Source organism: Rothia uropygialis, assembly GCF_004137765.1.
GTDB lineage: Bacteria > Actinomycetota > Actinomycetes > Actinomycetales > Micrococcaceae > Rothia.
Genome location: NZ_NOIS01000004.1, coordinates 183,776 through 195,381, shown reverse-complemented (window position 1 = coordinate 195,381; position 11,606 = coordinate 183,776). Strand labels below are relative to the sequence as shown.

Here is an 11,606-nt window from a genome sequence, read left to right as displayed (position 1 = left end):
CGAGTCGAGCACCCCTCGTTGACTCCGCCCTCAATACGGGGAAGCGACGGGCGGATGCTCCCTGAACCAAAGGGTTAGTCAATGTCATCGACATTTTCTTCGGGGGACCCGTCGGGCAAGGTCCGCGGAAAATCCGACCAATTCATGGCCGCGGAGGACTCCGGCCTTCAGAAAGGACTGGGAGCGCGCCAGCTCCAGATGATCGCGATCGGTGGTGCGATCGGCACCGGCCTGTTTCTCGGCGCGGGCGGTCGCCTCGCATCCGCTGGTCCTTCTCTCTTCATCATCTACGGTGTCTGCGGTTTCTTCGGGTACCTGATGCTGCGTTCACTGGGCGAGCTGGTCTGTCACCGGCCGTCTTCCGGGTCGTTCGTTTCCTACACACGCGAGTTCTACGGGGAAAAGGCAGCGTACGTCTCGGGCTGGCTGTACTGGCTCAACTGGGCCATGACCGCAATCGCGGATGCGACGGCCATTGCGATCTACGTCCGATGGTTCGGCCGGTACAGCGAGGTGATTGCCAGTATTCCCCAATGGGTTTCCGCTCTCGCCGTCGTCGGCATCGTTGTGGGCGCCAACCTGATTTCTGTCAAAGTCTTCGGAGAAATGGAATTCTGGTTCTCGCTCATCAAGGTCGGCACGCTGGTCCTGTTCCTGGTGCTCGGCATCATCTTCGTGGTCTTCGGCTCGCCCACAGGGCAGCCCACGGGAATTTCCCTCATCACGGATCATGGGGGCCTCTTCCCATCGGGCGGTATGGCCGCGCTCGTGGTGATTCAGGGTGTGGTGTTCGCCTACGCCGGTATTGAGCTCGTCGGAACCACATCCGGGGAGACCAAGAATCCGGAGAAGGTCATTCCAAGGGCCATCAACACGGTCATTCTCCGCATTGCGGTCTTCTACGTCGGCTCTGTTCTGCTTCTGTGCATGCTGATGCCGTACACCGCGTACAGCGAGAGCGAATCACCCTTCGTCACCTTCTTCTCTTCCATCGGCGTCGATGTTGCCGGGCCCATCGTGCAGCTCGTCGTCGTTACTGCCGCTCTGTCCTCGCTCAATGCAGGCTTGTACTCCACGGGCCGCATCCTGCACTCCATGGCAATGGCCGGTTCGGCGCCTCGGTTCGCCGCCAAACTCAACGCATCAGGTGTCCCTTTCGGCGGGATCCTCCTGACTGCGGTCGTTTCACTGCTGGGTGTCGTGTTGAACTACCTTGTGCCTTCGCAGGCCTTCGAGATTGTGCTCAATATTTCCGCCATCGGGACGATGGCCTCGTGGGCGGCCGTGACCCTGTCACATGAGAAATTCGTCCGGCTGGCCAAGCAAGGCCTCTACACCAGGCCCGCGTATAGGGCGCCATTCGTACCGATCACCAACTGGTTGACGGTTGCGTTTTTGGTTACGGTCGTCGTTCTCATGGCCCTGGATTACCCCGTGGGGACGTTGACCCTGGGATCCATGCTGATCGTGATCCCACTCCTTGGCCTGGGCTGGTTCTTCGTCCGGGAACGGGTTATGGAGTTGGCGGCCCAAAGGGAAGGCATCACCGGCGCCTATCCCATTGTTGCGGCGCGGCGGGCGGTTGACGCGCGGCATCGGCATGAGGCGCAGAAGGCCAGGACCGTGATCGCTCCGGGCATTTACACGGAAAACGCTGACAACAAGGAGTAGGCCGAAAGTCCGCTCTTGCCTCACCGGTGATATGCGGACGACGGCGAGCCGATTGGCCCGCTCATTCGGCCATCGGGTGAGCGGGCCCTGATGCGATATCCCACTCGTGAGGTGTCACCAACGTTCCAGTTGAGTCGAAGCTTCGGCGGAATGCTCGTCTCGGCGAAACCGGGTTATCTGACCACCGAACTCAACAACAGGCTGGTCTCGCTGTTCACGACTCCGGATATTCCACGGATGCTCTTGAGTACGGCGTCGAAATCCTGAAGATCCACGCACTGCAATTCGGCCACGAGATCCCACCCTCCGTTGGTCGTATGGAGCGCCAGAATCTCGGGGAGCCCGCGCAACTCGTCGATCACGTGATCCGTGGTTCTGCCCTCGACTTCGATCAGCGATATGGCCCGGACCTGTGAAGCTTCTGCATAATCTCGTACGCGCACACTGAATCCCACGATGATTCCGCGAGCGGACAGGGAATCAATGCGTTTGGTGACCGTCGCCCGGGAGACGTCGAGCTCTTGGGCCAGTGCTGCGATGGAGGCACGGCCGTCCTTGCGTAAGGCCGCGATGAGTCGTCGATCCAAGTCTGAAGTCTTCGCCATGTCCATAATGCTAATCGGTCTCGAACAATCTGAGTACCTCATGGGCATTCTGGATGAATTGCGGTTATTTCGGTTCAATAGTGTGAATACTAGTCTCATGGATGAATCAGGAACCCATCAGGAAGGAAACACATGACGCAATTCGTCGATGTTCAGAACATGGCGCGGTGGATCCAGCGCGACGGCGTGGAGGCCATCATCGGGAAGATGATCGGCTACCTCGAGCATGATTTCGGCCGATGGGCCAAATTCGACAAGACCCCTCGGATCGCGAGTCATACGCCTTTCGGTGTCATTGAGCTCATGCCGACATCTGATGGGGAGCTGTACTCCTTCAAGTACGTCAACGGCCACCCTTCCAATCCCGCTCGTGGGTTCCAGACCGTGACGGCCTTCGGCGTGCTGGCCGACGTCGACAACGGCTACCCGACGTTCCTGGCCGAGATGACACTGCTGACGGCGTTGCGGACCGCGGCGACGTCGGCCATGACCGCTCGGAAACTGGCTCGCCCCGATTCCAAGAAAATGGCTCTGGTGGGCGCGGGCTCGCAATCAGAGTTCCAGTCGCTGGGATTCCGCGCGGCACTGGGCATTGAGGATCTCACCGTCTACGACGTCGACCCCAAAGCCATCGAGAAACTGCAACGAAACCTCGAGCCGCTAGGTTTCCGCATCACGGCGGCCGACTCCGTGGATGAAGCAGTGGCCGACGCGGACATTGTCACGACCTGCACCGCGGATAAGGCCCAGAACACCATCCTGGCCACCCGGCACGTCCGCCCCGGGATGCATTTGAACGCGGTCGGCGGCGACTGCCCCGGCAAGACCGAACTGGAGGCAGCGATTCTCGACCGCGGCAAGGTGTTCGTGGAGTTCACTCCACAGACCCGAATCGAAGGCGAGATCCAGCAGATGGACCCTGATTTCCCCGTCACCGAGTTCTGGCAGGTCCTCAACGGCGAGGCGCAAGGGCGGACGTCGGAAGAAGACATCACGATCTTCGACTCGGTCGGTTTTGCGATCAACGACTTCTCGGCGCTCCGTTGCGTTCGGGACGCTACCGCCGATTCGCCGTTGCAAACCTATATTGATATGGTCGCGGATCCTGACGATCCCAAGGACCTCTTTTCTCTCGTCAACGCGCTGAAGCCCGTGGGCTAAAGGGTCTACCTTCTTATACGCTCCGAAGGACCGTGTCGCGCACAGTGTGGTGTGCGGCACGGTCTTTCGTTTTTGTGGGTAACATATTCGACACATCGGGTCGATAATGTATCGGACTGACTCGCACACACGAGGTTTCCTAAGAGAAGGTAACTAACCCATGTCATCCAAAGCATCGCGCACGGAGGCCGAGCCTCAGAGCCACGGAAGCGGGCACACATTCAACGATGAGCAGGCGGGGTTTCACAAGGGGCTGGGCCCCCGTCAGCTTCAGATGATCGCTATTGGCGGTGCCATCGGTACCGGTCTCTTCCTGGGGGCCGGAGGGCGACTCCACAGCGCGGGCCCCTCACTGTTCATCGTCTACGCAATTTGCGGATTCATGGGCTACCTGATTCTGCGCAGCCTCGGTGAACTCGTGGTCCATCGGCCCTCTTCGGGATCCTTCGTCTCCTACTCGCGTGAATTCTTCGGTGAGAAGGCCGCGTACTTCTCCGGCTGGATGTATTGGCTTTTCTGGGCGACCACGGCGGTGGTCGACGCGACCGCGATCGCCATTTACGTGCGCTGGTTCGGGCAGTACTTCGACTTCTTCGCGGCGATTCCTCAGTGGGCCATCGCTTTTCTCGTCGTGGTGATCGTGGTCGCAATGAACCTGATCTCCGTTAAGGTCTTCGGCGAGATGGAATTCTGGTTCTCCCTGATCAAAGTCGTCGCCTTGTTGATCTTCCTGGTGGTGGGCATCATCTTCGTGATCGTGGGTACGCCGAACGGCAGCCCCACGGGCTTCCAGCTCATGTCCGCCAACCACGGTATCTTCCCGAACGGGCTGCTGCCGGCGTTGATCATCACCCAGGGTGTCGTCTTCGCCTACGCAGGAATCGAGCTCGTGGGTACGACATCCGGTGAGACCAAGGACGCGGAAAAGATCATTCCCAAGGCCATCAACACCGTGATTCTGCGTATCGCAGTCTTCTATGTCGGCTCCGTTCTTCTGCTCTGCCTGTTGCTGCCCTACACCGCTTTCAGTGAGACGGAGAGCCCCTTCGTCACGTTCTTCTCCTCGATCGGGGTCGACGCTGCAGGGCCGATCATGCAGCTCGTGGTCATCACGGCCGCGCTCTCCTCCCTCAACGCCGGACTGTACTCGACTGGTCGCATCATGCACTCGATGGCGATGGCCGGTTCTGCGCCCAAATTCGCCCGTAATCTGACGCGTTCAGGCGTTCCCTACGGCGGCATTTTTCTGACCGCAATCGTTGCTTTGCTCGGTGTGGTGCTCAACTACTTCGTCCCGGAAAGCGCCTTCGAGATCGTGCTGAATTTCGCCTCGATCGGCATCATGAGCGCTTGGCTGACCATCACCATCTGTCACATGAAGTTCGTCTCTCTGACCAAAAAGGGGCTGTACCGACGACCGGACTACCGCGCCCCGCTGAGCCCGTACAGCAACTGGCTGGTCCTGTTGTTCATGGCCGGGGTTGTGGTGCTAATCGCTATGGACTACCCCGTGGGCACGTACACGCTCGGATCCATGGTCATCGTCATTCCGGCCCTGATTATCGGGTGGTTCGCGGTTCGGGGTCGGGTTCTCGAAATTGCAGCCGAACGCGAAGGAGTCACGGGGCTGCATCCCGTCGTGGCCCAGCGCCCCGCGGCGAAAGGGCGAGATAAGTCCTGATCCGTAGTTGATCGAAGCGCAATGTCCCCGTGGTGTTCATGGGGCCATTGCGCATTCGGGCTCTGGCCCCGCGGGGCGAAGTGTCCGGGGTCCGGGCTAAGATTGTGTCATGCGTAATGTCAGTCTCCGGTCCTCCCGACTTGCCCTCGATGCGCCGTGCGCCAACGACGTCGCCGCTATGGTCGACGCATGCCGGGATCCGGAGATTCCTCGGTGGACCGGAGCGGTTCCCGATTCCTATGAAGAAGACGACGCCCTCGAATTCATCGAGGGAGTCGTCGCTCCCGGATGGAAATCAGGAAGCGTGCTGACCTGGGCTTTTCACATCAGGAACGAGGCCGACGGACCGGGAGAGGGGACGCTGGTCCAGGTGCCGCGCGACGCCGCCGATCAAGTTCCGGGAGAGGGCGAGAATGTGGGACTCTTCGCCGGGCTGGTCTCCCTGTCCCTGAGTAGTCCCCAGACGGCCAGTATGGGGGTGTGGACGGCACGGGCCGCCAGGGGCGGAGGCTATACCGCGGAGGCGTGCGAGCTGGTTCTGGATTTTGCTTTCGGCTCGCCGGCTCCCCAGGATCCGAAAGATCTGCCCTCCGGTCTGGGCCTGACCAGGGTCGAATGGCGAGCCATGGTCGGAAACATTCCTTCGGCCAGGCTGGCCCAGCGGCTCGGATTCTCGTACGAAGGCCTGTCGCGTCGTGCGCTGTCCACCGCCAACGGTCGATTGCTCGATGTGTGGATCGCCGGGTTGCTCGCAGAAGACTCCCGGGACCCAGTGCGATGGCCCGAACATTTTTTCGAAAATTAACGAAAGCATTTCGAACACAACCTGAGTCTTTTGGCTCCCGAATCCCATTGGTCAACGCAATTGTGCAGATGAGGCACCGATATTTCACGCGCTGACCCTAATGTATAGTCACGCTTTGATTTCGAAACTAGATTTCTTGTATCAAAACGTGACTATTTCTATATAAAATCGGTGTGCCTCGGCGTCGACGAATGTTTGCTGGGCAATTTGTTTCACCGTCTCTCGTCAGCACTGCGAATGGAGCCCTCCATGGGTCTATCTATGCCTACTCAGTCTCTTCTTGATCAAGCCGCCGGCCGCAAATACACGCCGCGACATGCGGGGCGGGGTCAGTCCTTTGTGCAGAGCGTTGCCCGCGGCAAAGTGACTCGCGTAGCCGTTGCGGCGTCCGCACTGGCGGCCACGGCACTGACCGGGTCACAGATTCAGGCGCCAGCATCGAGCCAAGCGGCGCAGCAGGATATCGTGCAGGTCAGCCAGAGCCAGCGAATGGCCGATACCCAGCGCCTTCTGGACGGGATCAATGCTTACCGCAGAGCTCATGGCCTGAATCCGGTCAAATTCTCCGCTCGTCTGACGCAGATCGAACAACAGCATTCGGACGACCAGGTCATCGCGGAGTCCTTCTACCACACCAATAATTTCCTGACCGACTCGCGAGCCGGACGATACTCGCACGCCAATGAGATCATCGCTCTGACCTACCAGAGAGATGTCATGCAATTGCTCGCCTGGTGGAAGACGTCTCCGGCCCACAATGCGGCCCTGCTCAATCCACGGGCCCAGGTTGTCGGTATCGCCCTGACCTACGCGAACGGCAGCCTCTCCCGTACGGGACAGCCGTGGAGTCTCCTCGGCACCGTCAACCTCTATGGATATGCCTACGGCGGGGCTCCCGCGGATGCCTCGGCCACGGCCAGCGGTGCCGGTTATGAGCCCCAGGCGTCCGGCGCGTACAGCACCTACGGTGCGATCGGAGCGGCTTACTACGGCAACGGGGGTCCGGCGGCTTTTGGCAGACCGATCATGAACGAGAGCAACGCGACCGGTGGCCGGTACCAAATCTTCCAGGATGACCGCGGCCGCCGCCACAAGTTCTTGTGGACCCCGCGCACCGGTGCTCACTACGTCAAGGAATACGGGGCAATAGGTGCCTCGTGGTCGCGGTACGACTACGAAAGGGGATTCGGGTTCCCCACGAGCAATGAATACCATTACGGGAACGAGATGAGGCAGAACTTCTCGAAAGGGTATGTCCTGGGGTGGAACATTGCCGACGGGATCGTGCGCGTCTACCGCTGATCGGCGTCCACAACATAGAGTTGCTGGGTGACCTCGACGAAACCTGGACCCCAGCTGACACGCGCCGTTTTGTTCCTGATGTGCCTGGCCACCGGGCTGTGCGCGGGAGGCAACTACTTCAACCAGCCTCTGCTCGAAGAGATCTCGCAGGCGCTGGGCGTCAGCAGCTCAACCGCGGCGACGTCGGTGACGGTCGCCCAAGTTTCCTATGCCGTCGGGCTAGTCTTCCTGACCCCTCTCGGTGACCTGTTCGAACGTCGGAAGCTGACGGTCGGCCTCATCGGCCTGACGGCAATTGGGCAACTGGTCGCGGGGTTCGCGCCCGCTTTCGGCGTCTTCATGATCGGCATCGCGATCGCCGGTCTGTTCTCTGTGGCGGCGCAGATCCTGGTTCCGTACGCTGCGATCCTGGCCGAACCGGGCAAGGGCGGCAAAGCCGTTGGTACCGTCATGTCCGGGCTGCTCGCCGGCGTTCTGATAGCCCGTGCGGTGGCGGGGATCCTGTCCGACATCGGCGGGTGGACCCTGATCTATCACGTGGCCGCGGTCCTCATGATCCTCGTGGGCATCGGTCTGTGGAAGGTTCTTCCGCCGTCCTATCCCGAGAACCCGCCGAGCTACCTCGGGCTCTTCACATCGATGGCCAAGCTCATCCGGCACCATCCCCGGTTGCGAACCCGGTCCCTCATCTCGGGGATTTCCTTCGCTTCGATGAGCGCTGTCTTCGCGACGACGACGCTCCTCCTGGCTGACGACCCCTTCCGGCTGAGCCCCACGGCCATTGGCCTGGTGGGCCTCACGGGCTTGGCGGGTGCGCTCATGGCCAGCGTGGCCGGAGGCATGGTGGACCGGGGCCTCGGCCGCCGAGCCACCGTCCTGGGTCTGATTGCGCTCGCCCTCGGCTGGGGAGCTTTCATTCTGGGCGGACACAGCGTGTTGTGGTTCTGCGTCGGTATGGTCCTCACGGATGTCGGTGTGCAGCTGGTGCACATCATCTCCATGAACACCGTCTATACCCTTGATGCGTCCGCGCGTGCTCGCCTGAACTCGGTGTACATGACCATGTACTTCGTCGGGGCCGCGGTGGGTTCTGCGGTCGGTGTCTGGGCCTGGAATACGGGTCACTGGGTCGGGGTCTGCATTGCGGGGCTCGTGATGACCGCCTTGTGCGTGCTCGTCTGGTTGCGTGACGTGCAACTGGAGAACCGCCAAGTCGGCTCCGAATCCGAGGCCCTTGAAAAGTGAGCGCATCATTCAGGCTTGTGGCCTATGACCAAGAATTGTGTTTGAGTCCCGGCACAACGGAGTCGGTCCGTATGCCGGGGGCTCGCGCGTTCCGGGGCAATCGCTGTCTTGACCCTCTCAGGCTGAGGAACGGGTGCATCGAGCAGCTCGGCGAATCGAGTCAGAAGACCTCGAGCCCTCGGGCCTTCTGATCCGACTCGACGCCGAGCCCTACGGATCGTGCAAAAGGCCGACAATCGCCGAAGCCTACAACTTCGGTCCATGTCGGCCCTCGTGCGCGGTCACGCCGTGCGCTGGCGCTTCGAGGAGATGACCCCGGTATTGAATCCAGCCAAATGAAGACCACCGTGGAATCGTGCGTGCTCAATCTTGATGCACCGATCCATCACGACATTGAGCCCGCCCTTTTCGGCGACGGCTGCGGCTTCTTCGTTCCACGAGCCGAGCTGCAGCCACAGCGTCTTGGCCCCCACTCTGACGGCTTCTTCGGCTACTCCCGGGAGGTCGTCGTGTCGTCGGAAGACATCGACCACGTCCGGCGCTTCGGGGAGATCTTCGAGTGAAGCATAGACCTCCTGACCGAGAACTTTCTTCCCTTTCTCTGCGAGGATCGGGTTGATGAAATACACGCGGTAGGGGGAGCTGGACAGCAGGTAGGTCGAGACGAAATACGAGGCTCGTGCGAGTTTGTCCGACATTCCCACGATCGCGACGGACCGCGTGTTGTGGAGAATGTTGAGCCGTTCGGGTGCACTAGGGCCGACCCAGGTGCGTTCGGTTGCGACGGGCTGGTTGGTCATTGTTCACAGGCCTTTCTGTGCAGCGGACTCTCGGGTCAGACCTGTTGCCGAGGTCAGTGCTTGATCCAGATCCCAGAGAATGTCTTCCGGATCTTCCAGACCGACCGAGATCCGGATCAGGTCCTCGGCCACTCCTCCGGCAAGAAGCTGCTCGGCGGAGAGCTGCTGGTGTGTCGTGGTCGCGGGATGAAGCACGAGGGTTCGGGCGTCTCCGATGTTGGCCAGGTGGCTCGCGAGCTGGAGGTTCTCGATGAAACGACCGCCGACTTCGCGCCCTGATAGGCCGTTGGCCTCCGCCACCCCGAAGCTGAATACGGAGCCGACGCCGAGGGGCAAGTACTTCCGTCCGCGCTCGTAATGCTGGTGATCGGGCAGACCCGCGTAGTTGACGTAGGCAATGCGCGGGTCGGCGTCGAGCCACTCGACGACCTGTTGCGCATTGGCCAGGTGTGCGTCCATGCGCTGGGGGAGTGTCTCGATGCCTTGGATGAGTTGGAACGCCGACTGCGGGGCCAATGAAGGCCCGATGTCGCGCAGCTGTTCCGAACGAAGTTTGGTCAGGAAGCCGTATTCGCCGAAGTTCCCCCACCATGAAATGTCGTTGTAGGACGGGATGGGCTCGGTCATCGAGGGGAAGTTTCCGTTGCCCCAGTCGAATCGACCGGACTCGACCACAACGCCGCCCAGGGTCGTGCCGTGGCCCCCAATGAATTTGGTGGCCGAGTGGATCACGATGTCGGCGCCGTGTTCGATCGGGCGGACAAGGTAAGGGGTCGAAATAGTAGCGTCGACCACAAGCGGGATCCCGGCCTCATGGGCCACCTGGGCAAGCCCTTCGAGATCTGCGACCTGACACGCGGGGTTGGAGACGGCCTCTGTGTAGATGGCCTTGGTGTTTTCCTGGAGCGCATCTTTGAATGCCTGTGGGTCCATCGAATCGATGAATGTGGTCTCTACGCCGAACCGCCGGAGGGTCACATCCAGCTGGGTCACCGTGCCGCCATAGAGCTGCGCTGAGGAGACGATGTGGTCACCTGCCTGGGTCAGAGCCGCGAAGGTGATGAACTCGGCCGCCATGCCCGAGGCCGTCGCGACGGCGCCGATGCCTCCTTCGAGAGATGCGACCCGTTCCTCAAAAGCGGCGACCGTGGGATTGCCGAGCCGAGAATAGATGTTGCCGTATTTCTGCAGAGCGAACAGGTTTGCGGCGTCGTCCGAATCCTTGAAGACGAAGGACGTGGATTGGTAGATCGGAACCGCTCGGGCGCCGTGTTCGGCGTCGGGGGTTCCCCCGGCATGGAGTGCGCGGGTTCGGAATCCGAAGGTGTGTTCGGCCATGCTGATCCTCTTCGACGGTCGATGCTCGCAGTGAAGCGCTTGGGTTTCATCGTCCGCGCGAAAGCCCTCTGCCTGCAACTATTTCGATTGTTTCAGGACTTATTCAGTATGTGACGATGCCCCATGACGAGTGCGGAATGCCGGGAGATTGAAGGCCAGAATGCTGTCTTTCTGGCTTGACCAGGCCAATTGCAGTATCCGCAAATAGTTGGATTTCATCAGCACCCTGATTACTCTTGGACAAAGCGTCGGTACTCACTGACTGCGTCAGTCATCACACTAGGAACACCATGAGCGAATTTCTTCGTCAACGGTGGGGGCAGATTCTGTTCTCGAGTTGGCAACACATGAGCCTCGTGGTGCAGTGCCTTGTGCTCGCAACGATCATCGCGATCGTTCTGGCCGCGCTGTGCTATCGAAGCCGAGCGCTGACCTCCGTGGCAAACAACGTCTCTGCGGTCGGCCTTACCATCCCCTCCTTTGCCCTGATCGGCCTCCTCATAGTCCCGTTGGGTTTTGGTGTGGTTCCGGCCGTAGTCGTGGTCACGTTCTTCGCGATCCTCCCGATCCTGCGCAATGCCGTCGTCGGTCTCGCGGGCGTCGACCAATCGACCATCGAGGCCGCACGCGGCATCGGTATGAGTCGAGTGAAAACGTTCTTCCGCGTCGAGCTTCCACTGGCCTGGCCCGTGATTCTCGCGGGGATGCGGGTCTCCGCGCAGATGACCATGGGCATTGCCGCCGTCGCGGCCTATGCGCTCGGGCCCGGCCTGGGCGGTTACATTTTCTCGGGCTTGTCTCGCCTCGGGGGAGCGAACTCCCTCGAATCCGTCGTGACCGGCGTCGTCGCCGTGATCATCCTCGCCCTCATTCTCGACGTGGTGCTCATCCTCGTCGGCCGCCTGACCACTTCAAGGGGTATCCGTGTCTGAGAACACCCATAGCAACGCCACTTCCGCCCACGCCGCTGCCCAGAGCGCAGGGGCCGAACAGGCGCC

At 60.7% G+C, this 11,606-nt stretch carries 10 protein-coding genes; 7 read left to right on the top strand and 3 right to left on the bottom strand.

Annotation, left to right across the window (positions count from 1 at the left end):
- Window positions 1-81: 81 nt before the first annotated feature.
- Window positions 82-1,671: an amino acid permease gene (locus tag EWV35_RS10185; protein ID WP_129661521.1), complete on the top strand. Its 1,590-nt coding sequence runs from the start codon at window positions 82-84 to the stop codon at window positions 1,669-1,671.
- 173 nt (window positions 1,672-1,844) lie between these two features.
- On the opposite strand, the gene EWV35_RS10180 is transcribed toward EWV35_RS10185, so the two are convergent.
- On the bottom strand, window positions 1,845-2,276 hold the full coding sequence (locus EWV35_RS10180) for an Lrp/AsnC family transcriptional regulator (RefSeq protein WP_129661518.1): 432 nt from the start codon (window positions 2,274-2,276) through the stop codon (window positions 1,845-1,847).
- A gap of 132 nt (window positions 2,277-2,408) precedes the next feature.
- Here EWV35_RS10180 and EWV35_RS10175 point away from each other — a divergent pair, with 132 nt between their 5' ends.
- The 5 genes from EWV35_RS10175 (at window position 2,409) to EWV35_RS10155 (ending at window position 8,470) form a co-directional block, all read left to right on the top strand.
- The gene (locus EWV35_RS10175; RefSeq protein ID WP_129661515.1) at window positions 2,409-3,437 is read left to right on the top strand and encodes an ornithine cyclodeaminase; all 1,029 of its coding nucleotides are present in this window, start codon (window positions 2,409-2,411) and stop codon (window positions 3,435-3,437) included.
- A gap of 160 nt (window positions 3,438-3,597) precedes the next feature.
- A complete protein-coding gene (locus tag EWV35_RS10170) occupies window positions 3,598-5,118 on the top strand; it encodes an amino acid permease (RefSeq protein ID WP_129661513.1) in 1,521 nt (506 codons plus the stop codon).
- 109 nt (window positions 5,119-5,227) lie between these two features.
- Window positions 5,228-5,923 carry a GNAT family N-acetyltransferase gene (locus EWV35_RS10165; RefSeq protein WP_129661510.1) on the top strand — a complete coding sequence of 232 codons (696 nt, stop codon included), beginning with the start codon at window positions 5,228-5,230 and terminating at the stop codon, window positions 5,921-5,923.
- Window positions 5,924-6,184: 261 nt separating this feature from the next.
- Window positions 6,185-7,225, top strand: coding sequence for a CAP domain-containing protein (locus tag EWV35_RS10160; protein WP_129661507.1), 1,041 nt, complete (start codon window positions 6,185-6,187; stop codon window positions 7,223-7,225).
- Window positions 7,226-7,252: 27 nt separating this feature from the next.
- Window positions 7,253-8,470, top strand: a complete 1,218-nt coding sequence (locus EWV35_RS10155) for an MFS transporter (RefSeq protein ID WP_202976082.1) — start codon at window positions 7,253-7,255, stop codon at window positions 8,468-8,470.
- A 281-nt stretch (window positions 8,471-8,751) separates the two neighbouring features.
- Here the strand turns inward: EWV35_RS10155 and EWV35_RS10150 are convergent, their stop codons facing one another.
- Both EWV35_RS10150 and EWV35_RS10145 read right to left on the bottom strand, forming a co-directional pair.
- Window positions 8,752-9,270, bottom strand: a complete 519-nt coding sequence (locus EWV35_RS10150) for a CoA-binding protein (protein WP_129661504.1) — start codon at window positions 9,268-9,270, stop codon at window positions 8,752-8,754.
- A 3-nt stretch (window positions 9,271-9,273) separates the two neighbouring features.
- Window positions 9,274-10,608, bottom strand: coding sequence for an O-acetylhomoserine aminocarboxypropyltransferase/cysteine synthase family protein (locus EWV35_RS10145; protein WP_129661501.1), 1,335 nt, complete (start codon window positions 10,606-10,608; stop codon window positions 9,274-9,276).
- Window positions 10,609-10,898: 290 nt separating this feature from the next.
- On the opposite strand from EWV35_RS10145, the gene EWV35_RS10140 reads away from it, so the two are divergent.
- On the top strand, window positions 10,899-11,540 hold the full coding sequence (locus EWV35_RS10140; protein WP_129661498.1) for an ABC transporter permease: 642 nt from the start codon (window positions 10,899-10,901) through the stop codon (window positions 11,538-11,540).
- Window positions 11,541-11,606 lie beyond the last annotated feature (66 nt).